The organism is Acetobacter pasteurianus (genome assembly GCF_009914215.2).
In the GTDB taxonomy this organism is placed as follows: domain Bacteria; phylum Pseudomonadota; class Alphaproteobacteria; order Acetobacterales; family Acetobacteraceae; genus Acetobacter; species Acetobacter pasteurianus.
On record NZ_CP039846.2, the window covers coordinates 404,728 to 420,410 of the forward strand.

The window sequence follows — 15,683 nt, forward strand, 5'->3', positions numbered from 1 at the left end:
CTCATGTTTACAGAAGAAACTTTCGTTGACACAGGAATGTTATGGTTCATACCATGCCCGCACAAGTTTCTCCTGTAAACATGGAGCGCACAATGCCTGATGTTACTTCTGCCAATCTGCGTGACATTCTCGATCACCAACGCGCCACGTTCCTACGCGCCGGGCCCCCCAGTTTAAAACAGCGGCGTGCTGATCTGCGCCGCCTTAAAGCTGAAATCCTCAAGAGACGCATTGACATCGTGCGTGCTCTGAAAACCGATTTTGGCCAGCGCTCGGAACGGGAAAGCGCCATTGTGGAACTCATCCCGCTTGTGCAGTCGATCAATTATATGATCCGGCATGTCGGGCACTGGATGAAACCGGAATGTCGGCATGTAGCGGCCTATTTCCAGTGCGGAAAGGCATGGGTGGTGCGCCAACCTATCGGGGTTGTAGGCATTATCGCACCGTGGAACTACCCTGTTTCCCTCGCTCTTACGCCACTGGCTACAGCCATTGCGGCGGGCAACCGCGCCATGCTGAAACCATCGGAATTCACACCGGCTACATCGGCAGTGATTGGCGAAATTGTGCAGGCTGTCTTTCCGCCTGATCAGGTATCTGTTGTGACGGGAGATGGCGAAGTGGGTGCCGCATTCTCGGCCCTGCCCTTTGATCATATCCTGTTCACCGGCAGCACGGCAGTTGGAAAGAAAGTGGCTGAAGCCGCAGCGCGCAATCTCACCCCCGTCACCCTCGAACTCGGCGGCAAATCTCCCGTCGTGATCGAGCCCGGTTTTTCCATGCAGCGGGTGGCAGGCCGCGTGGCATTTGGCAAACTCACCAATGCTGGGCAAACCTGCATCGCTCCAGATTATGTGCTGGTGCATGAAAGCCAACAGCAGGCTTTTGCCAAAGCCTATCAGGCAGCCGTAAAAAAGCTGCATCCCGGCGGTTATGTCGGCTCTCCCGATTATACAGCCATCCTTAACCAGCATCATTATACACGGCTCAGCGGTCTGATCCGTGATGCGGAAGAACAAGGCGCGCGGGTTATCCGAATGGGAAGCGATTCCGCAACCGACCATGTGCTTGCGCCTGTTCTGATACTCAACGCTAAACCTGAAATGGCGGTCATGCAGGAAGAAATTTTCGGACCCGTGTTACCTGTGCTGACCTACAAAAATCTTGATGAAGCCATTGCTTTTATCAATGCACGCCCCAGACCTTTGGCTTTGTATTACTTTGGAGAAAAACACGCTGAACAAAACAGGCTTCTGCAACGCACAGTTTCAGGAAACGTAACCATAAACGGCACATTGCTGCATTACGTGCAAGATGCCCTGCCATTTGGCGGCGTGGGAGAAAGTGGCATTGGAGCCTATCATGGAAAAGAAGGCTTTATGGCCCTTACACATGCCCGCGGCATTTACAAACAGGGGCGCTTTAATGCCGCAACGCTGCTTCAGCCTCCATTCAACAAACTGACTGATACCATCACCAATCTGCTTTTGCGATAAGAATACCACGCACAACAAGACCGGGTATTATTCAGCAATTTTCTAAAGTGTTTGCCTTACACTACAATGAAAATCGGCGGTTCCAGCCCTTGACGCTTATTGTACTTCGCAGTGCAATAAGCGCCACGCCCACTAAACTGAACTATGGAACACGCCTTACATGCAATATTACGGTGCGCCAGAAACGCAGGCACTTTTACCATTTCCTGCATTGGTGAACATGCTGGCCCGCACGGTGCGTGATTACGCAAATGGTGGCATTACATGCCCGCCGCGCACGGTTGTTCCCACGCAGGATGGCAATGGCACGCTGATGTGCATGCCAACCGTGGCGGACGATTTGATTGCCACAAAGATACTCACAATTTTTGGCAAAAATGCTGCGCTGCATCTTCCCACCATACAGGGTATGATTACATGCGCCGATGCGCATAATGGGCGCTTCCTTTTCAATCTTGATGGTCCCACCGTAACAATGCGCCGCACATCCGCCATGAGCATGCTGGGTATGCGCACATTTGCACGTGGCGCTGTAAAAAGGGTGTTGATTGTTGGCACAGGCACCCAAGCCCTTGCCCATGTAGAGGCGCTCTCAGCCCTATATCCGGGCATTGAGGTTGCAATCCGTGGCCGCACCCCAGAACGGGCGGAATATTTTTGTAAGCAGCATGCAACAAACCTTCTGACACTGCGCCCGGAAGCCCTCAAAGAAACACCGTTTAACGTTGTTATCACCACCACAGCCAGCACTACGCCCATTTATGATGGCAAAGCCGACCCGCACTGCCTTGTTATTGGCGTAGGCGCTTACCGCCCCGATATGGCAGAAATTGCGCCACAGATTGTACGCGCCAGCCAGCTTTATGTAGATGACCCGATTGGCGCCCCAACCAAAGCCGGTGATATTCTGCAAGCAGGTGTAAACTGGAGCACTGTGCACGCTCTGGCAGAAGCGCTGGAGACACCCGCAGACTCAACGCGCCCCGTGTTCTTTAAATCCGTTGGGTGCGCGGTGTGGGATCTGGCCGCCTGCCGCGTTGCACGCGCCATGCTGCCATAACTGCCTGTGTCTCATATATCTTGGCATAGCATCCATTAACGTAATGCACCGTGACCTTTTGAGGGTACGAAGTTACGCTTGCCATCACCCATTGTATAAAGCTGAGGAGAACAGCCGTGACGCTTCTTGAAACTCTTACCCACCGGCACACGACCAAAGCTTACGATAAAACCCGTAAAATTCCGGCAGATATTTTTGCTCAGTTACGAGAAGCACTGCGCTACAGCCCATCTTCCGTAAACTCTCAGCCGTGGCACTTTTTTGTTGCTGACAATGATGAAGGCAAAGCCCGCATTGCCAAGGCCACCAGCGGCACGTTTGCGTTTAACGCGCCCCGCGTTATGGATGCATCGCATGTTATTGTGCTGAGCTCGCGCACAAGCCTGCCGCCTGCATATCTGGAAAGCATTACCGAACAAGAACAGAAAGACGGCCGCTTTGCGGATGAAGCCACCAAAGTTTCCATTACCAAGGGACGCAATGGTTTTGTGGGGCTGCATGAACAAATGGGCGATGTGACAACCTGGGCACAAAAGCAGACATATATTGCACAAGGTTTTCTGCTGCTTTCAGCCGCACTTCTTGGGGTGGATGCAACCCCCATGGAAGGGTTTGATGCTGCCATTCTGGATAAGGAACTGGGCCTGAAAGAAAAAGGGCTTGCCCCGGCTGTTATTGTCTCGCTCGGCTATCATTCCGATGCAGATTTCAACGCCAAACTGCCCAAGTCTCGTCTGCCAGAAAAAAGCCTGTTCACGCAGCTCTAAAAACCACGGCGGACGGTCTGCTGCATGCAGGCCATCCGCCATTTGTATTTTAGTTTTCTAAGTTAGCCGCACTGCAAACAGAAATTTTTCAAGTATTTTCCAGTAGATATTCAGAAAATACGCCTTTCTAACAGAAACCCGAAACCTCCCTTCCCCTCCGTAGCACGCAACTTCAAGCAGAGCTGTAGCGTTACTTATGCACAATTGCATGATCTCAAGAACATGTAAGGGGAAAACAAGAAATGTGCACAGAGGAACGAAGATACATTTTGATATGGGCATCTGGTGCATTTTTAATGGCACTTTCATTACCCGTAACCTTAATGGTGATTATTAAAGATGCCATGCTGCGTGCCAACATACCGGTGCATGATCCGCACAGTATAAGCTGGTTGAAACCGGTATGGGATGCCCTGCCCGATACCCGATCATGGGCTGTGTACAGCACATCTGCCTTGGTTATGTTCACCCTTGTGGGGTTTGTTATTGGGTGTGCCCTTATGTCTTTTGCGTTCCGGCATTTAATTGCCATGCAGCAGAAAAATAAGGAATCCCGCTTTCAGAAAAACATGCAGAAGCTCCGCAAGTTTTCCTAACTGCACCTCTTCAGCCGCTTATAACAAGCCGAATGGCAAAGATAACAAAAACCAAAGCTGTTAATCCATCCAGAACACGAATAACAACCGGGTTGGCAAGAAAGCGGCTGAAGAAAAGCGCTGTAAAAGCCAGTGTAAAATACCATGTCAGAGTTAATGTAGCCTGCACTACGGTTAACAGCAGTGCATACGTTACGGCATTTACTTCTGGGGGAATAAATTGTGGAAAGGCTGTAAGATCAAACACCCCAACAAGTGGGTTTAGAATTGTGGTGAACATCCCACGCTGAAAGCCCGACCAAAATACCTTGGGAGCCTGATTTTCGGAATCCGTTTCCGTCTCTGGTGTGGAGCGCAGAACATTGACCGCCAACCGAAAAGCCAGAGAGAGCAGATAGCCAGCGCAGGCCCATTCCAGCACCAGATACAATGTGTGAGATGCCGCAATAAGCGCGCTTAACCCAAATGCCGTGCCAATGCCCCACAGGGTCAGGCCCGCAGCAATGCCCAATACCGCACCAATGGCGGTTGTGCGCCCTACACTGATGCTCAGCCGGATAATAAGGGCCGTTTCTGTGCCCGGTGTTAAAACAAGAACACCCCATGCAGCAGCAAACGCCAGCACAGGAAGGAAAACATGCGGCATAACGATCCGGCTCTCCGGTTAAAGGTTTGGAAGCGTCCTAAAGGAGAAAACGGAAAAGGTGAACAGGCTGTAATAAAAAACAGTACACCCCTGATGCCACTGCATTACTCACAGCATTTGGTTTTAAATACGCTTTACCTTGTTAACGCGGTACCGGCTGTAATTGCCCCTGCTCAAACGTAAGCGGTGTTTGGGCTGGCCCGCATAAAGTGCGTGCAGGAAAATCAACGCGCACATCACCCAAAGGAAACGTCAATACAGCACGATTGGGGGAAACACATTGCCCCCCATCATACACATTGCCAGAAACCCAATACATGCTGGCCCGCCACAGTGCATGGGGCTTGAGTATTTTCTGGCTTGGCTGTTGGTGGGGGGAAAGGGGCACTGGCTTGCCTATTGCCAGAACATGATCCTGTGCATCTTCAAGCTGCACATCCGGCAATGCAGGAACAGCACAGCGCGTGGCACTGCGGTTGGCAAGAACAACCCACGCCCCGCTATGGGACATGCCATCAAAAGCACCCTGCCCGTCCTCAAAATGCACAGATAAATCAGCCGGTTTGCAAGACCTTACAGCCCGATGCGCCTGCGCTGCATGCACACCACCCACAAGCAGACACATGATAAGCAAAGGGGCAGACGTGCGGGCTGATTTTACCATGTATCGTATTCTTTCTGTTTTTAAGGCCGGTTTTGCTAACACCCTAAAAACCCAAGGCATGAAGCACTAAAAACCAATACTCCATGCCCTGTTTTTACATTTTTACAGAACGCGGCCTGCAATGCTTTTCAGCTTTGCTACCAGTTCCGGGTCACGCACAGAAGGTGCTGTCATAATAGCGTGTTCCAGTGCATGGTCGCAGCCTGCGCTACAGCTATGGCGCTTGCCACCCAAAGCAGGAATAACAGCTTTAATCAGCGCCTTGGCATTGGCTGAGTTCGCCTGCATGGTTTTTACAACGCTATCTACGGTCACATTGTCATGCTCCGTGTGCCAGCAGTCATAATCTGTCACCATAGCCACCGTGGCGTAACAAATTTCAGCTTCACGCGCCAAGCTGGCTTCTGGCATGTTGGTCATACCAATAACGGAGCAACCCCAGCTCCGGTACAACTCGCTTTCTGCGCGGGTTGAAAACTGCGGGCCTTCCATAACCAGATAGGTGCCGCCACGCACAGCGGTAATACCCAGCTTGTCTGCCTGCGCCTTCAGCACATCGCCCACGCGGTTGCACAGCGGATCTGCCATGGAAATATGCGCAACACAGCCTGTATCAAAAAAGCTTTTGGTGCGTGCAATGGTGCGATCAATAAATTGATCGATCACCACAAAATGCCCCGGTGGCAGTTCTTCTTTCAAAGACCCAACAGCAGAAAGCGAGACAATATCTGTTACGCCAGAAATCTTCATGGCGGCAATATTGGCCCGATAGTTCAGGCGTGAAGGCGGAATAGGGTGCCCGCGGCCGTGGCGCGGCAGAAACACGCAGCGCACGCCATCCAGCCGCCCGAAAAGAAGCTGGTCAGAAGGCAGGCCCCAAGGCGTTTCTACCGTGCGCCATTCCTTTTCTTCCAACCCGTCAATATCATACAGGCCAGACCCGCCTATCAGGCCAATAACGGGTTCCACAGTTTCATTTTCTGACATGCGACCAGAGTCTCCGGTTTAAAATCACAAACAACACGGCAAGAAAGCACAGATACAAGCCTGCACCTATGCCAACACGGCGGCGGGTATCCTGATGCGGTGCAGAAACCCACGCAAGAAAAGTGGTAACATCCCGCGCTTGCTGCGTAACGGTTGCGGGGATGTTATCTGCATATTTTACCGCGCCCTCACGCAAAGGCGGCGGCATGGCGGTGTAATGGCCAATAGCGAAGGAATTGGCAAACCCTTTACCCGGCACACGCACTGCATCGGGCCTATAGCCGGTGAGCAGCGCAAACAGCCTGTCTGCTCCACCAGGGTAAACCTGCACAATGCGCGAAAGATCGGGCGGCACCACCCCCCCATTGGCCGCACGCGCAGCCTCCGGCCCGGAATAGGAGGAAGAAAGTGCATCATCTGGCCGAGCATTACGGTGCTTCAGCCGCCCTTCGGCATCCAGCCCGTCTGCCACCTGCCATGTGGCGGCCACGGCCCCCACTTCTTCCAGCGTCAGCCCCATATCTGTGAGATCGGAAAAACGCACCTCCGACAAACTGTGACAGGAGGCACATATTCCCGCAAACACAGCGTATCCACGCTGAACAGATGGCAAATCAAAATGCCCCAACGGCCCTTTGAAAGACCAGTTCTGCTCTGGCGCTTTAACGGGCTGTGCTTGTGCGGGCTGCGCAATATCTGGCCCTAGCACCATAGCGCCCAAAAGCAGCATCCCTCCGCCGCGTAGCCAAAATGTGGGGCGTATTTTCTGCACTATCATGCCCCCTTCCCCTCAAAACGGGTGCGCAAGGGCAGAAAAATCAGAAAATACAGGTAATAAACCAAACAGGCAGCCTGCCCTGCCATAAGCCACCCACCTTGGGCATGATGCACGCCTGCTGCTGCGGCAGTAACCGCAGCCCCTACGCAGGCCAACAGCGCCCCGGCATCTGCCAGCCGTGCCAAGCCACTATTTGCTATGCGCCTACCTTTATCCAGCCACGGCACAGCAAACAGCACAGCCACTGCACCGCCGGAAACAAGCAGCCCCCAGAATTTGGAAGGCACAACCTGCAACATTCCGTAAAACGGCAGAAAATACCATTCAGGTTCAATATCCGCAGGTGTGTGCAATGGGTTGGCTGGGCGATAATTGGCTGGCTCTGTTATCAGCCCCGGCCAAAAGCACATCACGGCCACAAAACCCAAGGACATAACCAATACGGCCAAAATATCCCGCGTGGTAAAATACGGGTAAAAGGGCAGATATTTCCGGCGTATTTCGAGTTGTACAGAAGGGCTGGAACTGCCCTTTGCATGCACAACAGCAACATGCACCAAAACCAGCCCGATAATCACAAACGCCAGCAGAAAATGCAGAGTGAGCATACGGTGCAATGTAGGTGTGCCCGGGCTTTCACCGCCCAGAAAAACCTGTTCCAGCCCCTGCCCCACAAATGGCACAGCCCCTACAGCCTTGGCGGCCACATCTGCGCCCCAGTAAGACATCTGCCCCCAAGGCAGCACGTATCCTGCAAAGGCTGTAACCATCACCAACACCAGCAAGCCACACCCGCTTAACCACACTCCGCGCCGAGGTGGCAGATAGGTGCGGTAATACAGCCCACGCAATAAATGCGCATACAGGGCCGCCATAAAAAACGAGGCCCCTGTCATATGCATGGCGCGTAGCAGCCAGCCAGAGGGCATACGCCGCTCAATAGCCTCGACTGACCCGAACGCAAGCGAGGCATCTGGTGTGTAAGCCAGTGTAAGGGTTAGCCCCGATAATAGCATGAGCACCAGAACAGCCACCAGCATGGCGCCAATGGTCCACCACCAGTTCAGATCTGCGGGCAAAGGCAGGCGGCCATAATGCCGTGCATACGCCCCCGCCTGCTGTAAAAAGGAATGTGCTTCCTTTTCTGCCTGCTCCGTATGGCGGGCCGGTGTTGCTGCCATCTTGCCCTTTTCTCCCCTTACGCCACTTATAAGGTACATGCTTCTGCCCTGCGCAGAGCTGCTGTTGGTTTAACGATGTTCGGGTTCATCTTGCAATGACGCGCCTAAAAGCGCACCCCTTGAAAGCCTGTAAGCAGATGGCAGCTTCAGGCAAGGACGATGAGGAAAAGACAGTTCAATGACGCCCACCGACACCGCTGATGTTTCTGCCCACCAAGCCCTTAGAGAACCAGCCCGCCAATGGTTTGAAAGCCTGCGTGACAAAATTTGCGCTGCTTTTGAAGCCATTGAGGATGACGCCGTAAAACAGAACAGCCCTGTTCTGCCCGGCCATGAAGCCGCAGGCCGTTTTGAGCGCAAAAGCTGGAACCGCCTGAACGAAGATGGCAGCCCCGGCGGCGGCGGTGTGATGAGCGTGATGCATGGCCGTGTTTTTGAAAAAGTGGGTGTAAACGTTTCCACCGTGCAGGGCACTTTTACACCGGAATTTGCCGCCACCATTCCCGGTGCGGCAGAAGACCCGCATTTTTTTGCCACGGGTATTAGTCTGGTGGCGCATATGTGCAGCCCGTTAGTACCTGCCGCGCATTTCAACACCCGCATGATTATTACCACCAAAGGCTGGTTTGGCGGCGGTGGGGATATTACCCCCATGTTCCCCGAAAGTGCAGAAGCGCAGGATGATGCCGCACGCTTTCATGCCGCCTTTGCGCAGGCCTGCAATGCGCATGATCCGGAATATTATCCACGCTTCAAAGCATGGTGTGACAAGTATTTCTACCTTCCCCACCGTAACGAACCCCGTGGCCTGGGCGGTATTTTTTACGATCGGCTGAACAGTGGTGATGTGCAGGAAGACTTTGCCTTTACAAAAGATGTCGGGCTGGCTTTTCTAAAATCCTACCCCGAAATTATCCGCAGCCGCATGATGGAACCGTGGACGCCAGAGCAGCGCGAAGCCCAGCTTATCCGCCGTGGCCGTTATGTGGAATTTAATCTGCTGCACGACAGAGGCACATTGTTTGGCCTAAAAACCGGTGGCCATACCGAAGCCATTCTGATGAGCATGCCACCCGAAGTAAAATGGCCGTAATAAAACACGCGTGATTCTTGCCTCATATGCGCTTAATATGGGGCGGAAACAGAAAGAGGATCTCCCGCGCTTGCCCCACGCTGATAAGCCCCGGCTTTTTGTGATGCCTGAACGGCAGCTTTCGCGTCGTGTGTTCCTGAACACTCTGCTTGGTGGTGCTGCTGCCATTATGGCAGGTGCGCATACAGCACGTGCGGAGGATTCTCTTGCCACCAGTGCAGATGGCGGATCCGCACTTATTATTGGGGGCACGTCTTCTTCCGAATGTGGGCGCTGGGCCAGCCTGCTGGCACCAGCACTTGAAGAAGAACTGCACCTTAGCCCCCCTTTGCAACTTACCCCTACAACCGGGTGGGATGGCATAACCGGGGCCAATCTGTTTGATACCCAGCAGCAATCTGCTCCCGGCCCTGTTGGCTTAATAGTGCCCGGCACGGCTATTCTTTCCGCCATGCTGGGTGGGCCGCGTATTCATTTTGATTACCGGCGTTGGGCGCCTGTATTTCTGGTGGCACAGCCTAGCGTTGCCGTGGGGCGCGTCAGCCTGCATCAGTCTTTCCGCGCACGTCTGAGCGGGCAGCTTACGCGTGTTGCTGTTTCCAAACTCACCGGACCGGAACTCACCACCGTTCTGGCGCTGGATATGCTGGGCCTGCGCCCACAACCCGTAGCCGGACATGCCTCACCAGAAGCCGCAATGGCTACTTTGCAGGCAGGCCAGACCGATGTGATTCAACTGCCGCTGGATGCCAGCTACCCCAGCCGCATTGCCACATTACAGGCTGCGGGTTTTGCACCCTTGTTTGTCAATAATGCGCGGCCGGATATGCAGGTTCATCAACCCAACTTGCCGCCCGATCTGCTGGCTGTACTACAGCAGGAACACAAATATTCCCAACCTGCGTTTCTGCTACCAGCTTGGGGCGCCATTGCCGCAGCGTGCAGCTTGCATGCAGGGCTTGTGCTGCCTGCCCTTACGCAGCCCGATAGCATTGCCCGCTGGCGCCATGCGGCTGAAGTATGCGCAAACCGTCCGGCCATTCAACAAGCTGCTGCGGCAGAAAATCAGACCATTCTGGCAGGCACGGCAGGCACTCCGTTTTATGAAACGCTCATGCCCGAACCGCATGTGCTAATGGCACTGCGCCGCTGGTTTGCCCAAAGCCTGCCCCGCTGGCGCGATGCCACGCCCCCGGCTCTGCTTTCAACGCCGCCGACGGAGTAATACGCGAACGGACCCTCTGTTCCCTGCATGAGGGTACGTAAGCCCCAGAATACGCCGGCGGATTTCTGGCCTTTCCAGCCAATGGGGCAGTTCGCGCCGCAAAATGCCGCCTTCCTCCCCTGTGCCCAGGCCGGTAATAATTTCCACACAGCGTAGGCCCCGATGGGTAGCCACATCCATAAACTCCATCAGCCGATGGAAGGCTTCCTGCGCCACCATACCGTGCAGATCCAACCGCCGCTCTACCTTAAAGCTGCCTTGGGTAAAGCGCCGCCAACTGTAATCATCCACACCGGGTTGGCGCTTGCCTATAGTTTCTATCGGGCGCGGTGCCTGCTGCACACGCAGGCCCGCAGCAGGGGCACGCGGGGCCATAAAACCATAATTGGCTGCGGCCATACCGCTTTCACCACCGGATGAAGACGCCATAAGCCCACTGGCCTGAGACTTTTTGCCTGCCTTGGCCTGCGCGCGTGGAATAGCCTGTGGCTCTGGCTCATTCTGCGCTGCGGGGGGCACCAGTTCGGCCACATGCAGGGGGGCAACATCCCGCACAACCAGCGCCCATAGCGCCTTTTCCCCCTCCTGCAAGTGCCGCCGACGCCTGTTCACATCACCCTCTACGTTTCATGCCCTAAAACCAAAAATGGCCCGTCAGGCTTGGTTATCACCTGCCTGCGGGCCATCTTTCAAGAAAAGAAAAAAGCAGCCCCCATTTGGAAGGCTGCTTTTCTCACACCAGATTTACTATTTGGCGGCCGGATTGCTGTTGGTCAGCAACTTGCCATCGTAACGCCCTGTCAGCGTTTTCAGGAAGGCCACAATGTCCGCCACATCCTGATCAGAGATGTTCTGATCCGGGGTTTGGTAACGGGCCATTTTGCGCACAGCCTCATCCAGCGTTTTTACGCTGCCATCGTGGAAGTATGGGCCTGTCAGCTCAATATTACGCAGGTTGGGCACCACAAAGCGGTTCATGTCACTCGCTTCATGCGTTACCGCATAACGGCCTTGATCAGCGTCCGTCAGCTTGCCACCACGGTCTTTAAAGTAATCGCCTTCAAGACCCATGATTTCCATGCCGCGTCCACCCACACCAATGCCGGTATGGCAACCTGAGCAACCAATGGCCTTAAAGCGTTCATACCCGCGTTTGGCCTGCTCACTAATGGCATCCGGCTTGCCTTTGAGGTATTCATCAAAAGCGCCATTTGGCGTAGCCAGCGTTTTTTCAAACTCGCCAATAGCCGTGGTGATGGTTTTTTCATCAACCTTGGCATCTGGGCCAAATGCAGCCTGGAACAGCGGTGCGTATTCCGGGTTGGCATTCAGCTTGTTGGCCACTTCCTCCCAGTTATGAGAACCCATTTCCACCGGGTTCATCACAGGGCCAGCGGCCTGTTCTGCCAGCGTGGTGGCGCGGGCGTTCCAGAACTGCGCCATCTTGAAGTAGGCATCATACACTGTAGGCGTGTTGATGGGGCCTTTCTGTCCACCAATACCGGTGGCTGTAACCAGATTATCCACCCCGCCGGTATCCAACCCGTGACAGCTTGCGCAGTTAAGCGTGTTATCGCCCGACAGGCTCTTATCAAAGAACAGCTTGCGCCCTAACGTCCATTTAGCCGGGTCTGCTTCCACGCTTTCTGGCACAGGGCGAATAGGCTCTGCTGCAAACTGCTCTGCCGCACCGGTGTTATTGTAGTTTTTGCGGCGCGTATCCTGCACCCACTTCAACACGGCTTCACGCTCTGCGTTAGACAGATGGGCGTGCCAGTGCATCATCAGGTACAGGTTTGGCGGCATACGGTTTTGCGTAATCACTTCCTCAATGCGGGAAAGCTGCTCTTCCGTAGGGGCTGTACCCTGTTCAAACGCATCCAGCACCGGCTCTACACGGAAATGACGCAGCCCGTTGGCACGGTCTTTTTCCATAAGCGTTTTGGCAACCGGCACGCGGAAGTAAAACGGCAGATCACGCTGTTCGGCATGGCAGTAATCGCACCGTGCCTCACGCAGGGCGTTAAACGCTGCCAACGCCACAGGATCTTTCAGCGTGGGGGAAGATGCTGGTAATTCTGGTGCTGTAATATGGTCAAAATGCTGCAGGTAAGCGACTGTTCCACCATAAGCCAGCAGAGCTGCACCCACTGCTGACACGATTAATCGTTTCAAAACCCGGTCTCCTGATTTCTACGCCTTGATTGAATAGCTTTTATGCGCTGTTACCTGCATTGTGTTTGATACATATCAATATGTCCAAACGATTGTTTTTATTTTAATAATTGAAATTTTCGATGATCAGGCGTTCAGGACGCCAGATCATCTTTCAAACGGGCACGGGCAATGGCCACGTATTCGGGATCCAGTTCCATCCCCAGCCCGTAACAGCCAAGCCTTTGGGCAGCCAACAGCGTGGTGCCCGTACCCATAAATGGGTCAAGCACACGCGCACCCTCACGCCCATGCAGCAGAATGCACTGTTCAGGCAGCGCTACGGGAAATGTGCCGGGATGATCAAACTTTTCTGCCCGCCCCCGCACGGTTTCATACGGAATAAACCATGTATCACCCCGGCAGCGCCTATCCTGCCTGTGGCCACGGCGGGCGATATTAGATTTATCCTTATACGGTACCCCGGCGCGCAGCCGATCAAGCCGCACATCTCCATGCAGTGTGAAGTGAAAAACATGCTCGTGCCCGCGATGCAAAAACCGCTGGCTGTTCATGGGTTTGAAGTGCCCGAAGCTGTCTTCCCCCACGGAAATGGATTTTACCCACGAGATATGGTTTTGCAGCACAAACAGATCACGCAGCCGCACCGCCAGTTCAAACGGTAGCCAAGGCTGTGCGGATGAGCCGGAAATATTCAGGAAGAACGAACCATCATCCTTAAGGATACGCTGCAACTGCTGCGCAACCTCCAGCATCCAGTCCAGATAATCTTCTTCCTCCCGCCTGTCTGGATAACTGCGGTAAGACAGGCCGATATTATAGGGGGGAGACGTAACAACCACATCAACCGATTCTGCCGGCACGCGCTTAAGCGCACGCAGGCAGTCACCCATCACAATTTCCTGCTGCCCAATTTTATAACGGCGGGCGCGAGGCGCTTTGGTGGATGTGGTGTTGGCGCGGGATGCCCCGTTACCTTTGGCAGCTTTCACGCACTACGCGCCGCCGCAAGGCGCCATGTGCTGCCGTTAACATCCAGCAGGCGCTCAAAAGTCCACAGATCAGAAAACTCGGTTACGGCATCCGTGCCTGTTACCGGCTGACCTTCCTTGTTCAGCACAAGGCTGATCTGGTCAGAAACAATGCGCACATCAATGGCTGCTGCCGTGCCTGCTTCCATAGGGGAAATGCGCACGTCCTCAATGGCCAGAGACCGAATGGCTTTTACATCTGTGCGCTGTGTTTCTTCCGCATTGGTGCGGGCTGTAATACCGGCCTCAAACGCAGCCAGCACTGCGGGGGTCAGATACGTTTTCAGCACATCCACATTGCCTTGCGCATAGGCACCCACCACCTGCGCGAATGCAATTTGCGCGCCATTCAAAAACTGCTGGGGTGTGAAGGAAGGATCTTTCTGCCGAATATCTGCCAGCAATGTACCCACACGCGTGCCCGGAGCAGGAATATCAAATTCCGCCGCGGTTTCAGCCTGCTCTGGCTTGCCTTCCACTACTCTGGGCGCTGCATCCGGCCGAACCTGAAGCTTTACCTGTACCGGCTGAATACCCACGCGCTTGCCCAGCACGCTACGCAACCGCAGCACCAGAAATGCTGCAACCAGAGCCAGAAGCACCAGATCGACCGGGAAATGGCCGAGAGAAAAATCCATCTGTCTTACGTCCACCAAAAACCTTGCGCCTGTTCTGCCACAGCACATGAAACAGAACCGGAGAATCGCGTGTTACTTATCACATAGTCACGCGCATGGGGGGATACAATCACCTGCCCTCTTGCTAAAGGGGCATTATGCTTCCTACCTTGCGGGTATCATGATCATCCTGCGACACTGCGAAAGCGAATTCAACCGCCATTACAACCTTCATGGAGGAGACCCCGGGTTGGAAGACCCGCATCTTTCTGCTGAGGGCAAGGCCCACGCGCAGGATCTGGCCCTGAAACTGGCAGATAGGGGAATCCGGCGCATACTGGTTTCTCCGTTCACCCGTGCGCTCCAAACCGCCACACCTCTGGCGCAACGCTTGGGCATTACCCCGCAAATTATGCCGCTTGTGCGCGAACGCGGCATGTATTCATGCGATAAAGGTACACCTGCCTCTGTTCTGGCTTCTGCATGGCCGCATCTGGATTTTGCCCACATAGATGAGCACTGGTGGTCTCCGTTGCCAGAAAGCAGTGCAAGCCTGGAAAGCCGGGCACAACAGTTCCGCCAGATCATGGCGCAGGATGCCAGAGCATCCGAAACGCTTGTGGTTTCCCACTGGTGGTTTTTGCTGAGCCTGACCGGAGAGAGTTTTGAAAATGGAGACTGGCAGCACTTTTCACCCTGAGCACGCATAAAAAGGCGTGCGCACAGCCCAGATACCCTACCAAACGTGCCGCTTGCGGTTGGCGGATGCCTGCGGGCATGCTACCGCGAAGGGTATCCAAAGTTGAAGCTGACGAAAGCAGAACCGATGTCTGAAACAGAACAGAGTGCCCCACCCGCACTGCCGCTTGCCGTTAACCTGCAGTACACCCGCGATCTGTCGTTTGAAGTGCCGGTTGGTGCAGAAATTTTTGCCACCCTGCGCAGCCAGCCCCAGATTGGCGTGAACATTGATGTGCAGGCCAATCGCCTGCAGGACGACCAGATGGTTTACGAGGTTGTTCTGTCCATTAAGGCAGAAGCCAAGGAAGCCCCGGAAAAGGAAGGTGGCCCCGCTGGCCGCACCGTGTTCCTGACCGAGCTGGTTTACGCCGCTGTAGTCACCCTGACCAACCCGCCGCAGGAACTGATCGAACCGATCCTGCTGGTTGAAGTGCCGCGTCTGATCTTCCCCTACGCACGTAACATCATCAGCGATGTGACACGTGATGGTGGCTTCCCGCCCATCGTGCTGCAGCCGATCGACTTTGTGGCTCTGTGGCAGGCACGCCGCGCAGAATTCCCCGAAGCAGCAGGCCACGCATAATCGCGTTGTCCTTGTTGTAAGGGTTATAAAAAGCCTTCGC

The 15,683-nt window shown here is 54.3% G+C and carries 17 protein-coding genes; 8 read left to right on the forward strand and 9 right to left on the reverse strand.

All coding sequences use genetic code 11. The features are described from left to right. The first annotated feature begins 80 nt into the window (after positions 1–80). From FCN51_RS15335 to FCN51_RS15350, 4 genes are all read left to right on the forward strand, one after another. The gene (locus FCN51_RS15335) at positions 81–1,499 is read left to right on the forward strand and encodes a coniferyl aldehyde dehydrogenase (protein WP_201762615.1); all 1,419 of its coding nucleotides are present in this window, start codon (positions 81–83) and stop codon (positions 1,497–1,499) included. Between the two features lie 160 nt (positions 1,500–1,659). Beyond that, positions 1,660–2,559, forward strand: coding sequence for a delta(1)-pyrroline-2-carboxylate reductase family protein (locus FCN51_RS15340; protein ID WP_160256286.1), 900 nt, complete (start codon positions 1,660–1,662; stop codon positions 2,557–2,559). A 116-nt stretch (positions 2,560–2,675) separates the two neighbouring features. Continuing rightward, complete coding sequence (gene nfsB, locus FCN51_RS15345; protein ID WP_160256287.1) at positions 2,676–3,326, forward strand: oxygen-insensitive NAD(P)H nitroreductase; 651 nt, start codon at positions 2,676–2,678, stop codon at positions 3,324–3,326. Positions 3,327–3,568: 242 nt separating this feature from the next. Next, on the forward strand, positions 3,569–3,922 hold the full coding sequence (locus FCN51_RS15350; protein ID WP_124305815.1) for a hypothetical protein: 354 nt from the start codon (positions 3,569–3,571) through the stop codon (positions 3,920–3,922). Between the two features lie 10 nt (positions 3,923–3,932). Here FCN51_RS15350 and FCN51_RS15355 read toward each other — a convergent pair whose 3' ends face one another. The 5 genes from FCN51_RS15355 to FCN51_RS15375 form a co-directional block, all read right to left on the reverse strand. Beyond that, complete coding sequence (locus tag FCN51_RS15355) at positions 3,933–4,568, reverse strand: LysE family translocator (RefSeq protein ID WP_160256288.1); 636 nt, start codon at positions 4,566–4,568, stop codon at positions 3,933–3,935. Between the two features lie 142 nt (positions 4,569–4,710). Further along, the gene (locus FCN51_RS15360; RefSeq protein WP_160256289.1) at positions 4,711–5,292 is read right to left on the reverse strand and encodes a DUF4232 domain-containing protein; all 582 of its coding nucleotides are present in this window, start codon (positions 5,290–5,292) and stop codon (positions 4,711–4,713) included. A 42-nt stretch (positions 5,293–5,334) separates the two neighbouring features. After that, positions 5,335–6,219, reverse strand: coding sequence for an S-methyl-5'-thioadenosine phosphorylase (locus FCN51_RS15365; protein WP_003628301.1), 885 nt, complete (start codon positions 6,217–6,219; stop codon positions 5,335–5,337). Next, on the reverse strand, positions 6,206–6,997 hold the full coding sequence (locus FCN51_RS15370) for a cytochrome c1 (RefSeq protein WP_160256290.1): 792 nt from the start codon (positions 6,995–6,997) through the stop codon (positions 6,206–6,208). Before FCN51_RS15370 ends, FCN51_RS15365 begins: the two co-directional genes overlap by 14 nt. Beyond that, positions 6,994–8,217, reverse strand: coding sequence for a cytochrome b (locus FCN51_RS15375; RefSeq protein ID WP_160256291.1), 1,224 nt, complete (start codon positions 8,215–8,217; stop codon positions 6,994–6,996). The genes FCN51_RS15370 and FCN51_RS15375 overlap by 4 nt, the downstream gene beginning before the upstream one ends. Positions 8,218–8,356: 139 nt before the next feature. Between FCN51_RS15375 and hemF the strand changes: the two genes are divergently transcribed. Further along, positions 8,357–9,271: an oxygen-dependent coproporphyrinogen oxidase gene (hemF, locus tag FCN51_RS15380; RefSeq protein ID WP_004449018.1), complete on the forward strand. Its 915-nt coding sequence runs from the start codon at positions 8,357–8,359 to the stop codon at positions 9,269–9,271. A gap of 10 nt (positions 9,272–9,281) precedes the next feature. Then, positions 9,282–10,496: a hypothetical protein gene (locus FCN51_RS15385; RefSeq protein WP_160256292.1), complete on the forward strand. Its 1,215-nt coding sequence runs from the start codon at positions 9,282–9,284 to the stop codon at positions 10,494–10,496. Here the strand turns inward: FCN51_RS15385 and FCN51_RS15390 are convergent. From FCN51_RS15390 to FCN51_RS15405, 4 genes are all read right to left on the reverse strand, one after another. Then, on the reverse strand, positions 10,476–11,108 hold the full coding sequence (locus tag FCN51_RS15390; RefSeq protein ID WP_012812692.1) for a Smr/MutS family protein: 633 nt from the start codon (positions 11,106–11,108) through the stop codon (positions 10,476–10,478). The two genes, FCN51_RS15385 and FCN51_RS15390, sit on opposite strands and share 21 nt — an antisense overlap. A gap of 135 nt (positions 11,109–11,243) precedes the next feature. Then, entirely contained in the window at positions 11,244–12,671 is a 1,428-nt protein-coding gene (locus FCN51_RS15395; RefSeq protein ID WP_124295198.1) for a cytochrome-c peroxidase, read from the reverse strand. A 134-nt stretch (positions 12,672–12,805) separates the two neighbouring features. Further along, on the reverse strand, positions 12,806–13,663 hold the full coding sequence (locus FCN51_RS15400; RefSeq protein WP_012812690.1) for a DNA-methyltransferase: 858 nt from the start codon (positions 13,661–13,663) through the stop codon (positions 12,806–12,808). After that, positions 13,660–14,340, reverse strand: coding sequence for a Tim44/TimA family putative adaptor protein (locus tag FCN51_RS15405; RefSeq protein ID WP_124295197.1), 681 nt, complete (start codon positions 14,338–14,340; stop codon positions 13,660–13,662). Before FCN51_RS15405 ends, FCN51_RS15400 begins: the two co-directional genes overlap by 4 nt. Before the next feature lie 46 nt (positions 14,341–14,386). Between FCN51_RS15405 and FCN51_RS15410 the strand changes: the two genes are divergently transcribed. Together FCN51_RS15410 and secB are read left to right on the forward strand one after the other, a co-directional pair. Continuing rightward, entirely contained in the window at positions 14,387–15,019 is a 633-nt protein-coding gene (locus FCN51_RS15410) for a histidine phosphatase family protein (RefSeq protein WP_080587180.1), read from the forward strand. Positions 15,020–15,145: 126 nt separating this feature from the next. After that, entirely contained in the window at positions 15,146–15,643 is a 498-nt protein-coding gene (gene secB / locus FCN51_RS15415) for a protein-export chaperone SecB (RefSeq protein ID WP_003628317.1), read from the forward strand. Positions 15,644–15,683: the final 40 nt, after the last annotated feature.

Excerpts from the sequence above, each read along its gene's own strand:
- FCN51_RS15340 (WP_160256286.1), top strand. The coding sequence starts at position 1,660 with ATGCAATATTACGGTGCGCCAGAAACGCAGGCACTTTTACCATTTCCT.
- FCN51_RS15405 (WP_124295197.1), bottom strand. The coding sequence starts at position 14,340 with ATGGATTTTTCTCTCGGCCATTTCCCGGTCGATCTGGTGCTTCTGGCT.
- FCN51_RS15365 (WP_003628301.1), bottom strand. The coding sequence starts at position 6,219 with ATGTCAGAAAATGAAACTGTGGAACCCGTTATTGGCCTGATAGGCGGG.
- FCN51_RS15370 (WP_160256290.1), bottom strand. The coding sequence starts at position 6,997 with ATGATAGTGCAGAAAATACGCCCCACATTTTGGCTACGCGGCGGAGGG.
- FCN51_RS15410 (WP_080587180.1), top strand. The coding sequence starts at position 14,387 with ATGAAACAGAACCGGAGAATCGCGTGTTACTTATCACATAGTCACGCG.
- FCN51_RS15355 (WP_160256288.1), bottom strand. The coding sequence starts at position 4,568 with ATGCCGCATGTTTTCCTTCCTGTGCTGGCGTTTGCTGCTGCATGGGGT.
- FCN51_RS15335 (WP_201762615.1), top strand. The coding sequence starts at position 81 with ATGGAGCGCACAATGCCTGATGTTACTTCTGCCAATCTGCGTGACATT.
- FCN51_RS15360 (WP_160256289.1), bottom strand. The coding sequence starts at position 5,292 with ATGCCTTGGGTTTTTAGGGTGTTAGCAAAACCGGCCTTAAAAACAGAA.
- secB (WP_003628317.1), top strand. The coding sequence starts at position 15,146 with ATGTCTGAAACAGAACAGAGTGCCCCACCCGCACTGCCGCTTGCCGTT.
- FCN51_RS15375 (WP_160256291.1), bottom strand. The coding sequence starts at position 8,217 with ATGTACCTTATAAGTGGCGTAAGGGGAGAAAAGGGCAAGATGGCAGCA.
- hemF (WP_004449018.1), top strand. The coding sequence starts at position 8,357 with ATGACGCCCACCGACACCGCTGATGTTTCTGCCCACCAAGCCCTTAGA.
- FCN51_RS15350 (WP_124305815.1), top strand. The coding sequence starts at position 3,569 with ATGTGCACAGAGGAACGAAGATACATTTTGATATGGGCATCTGGTGCA.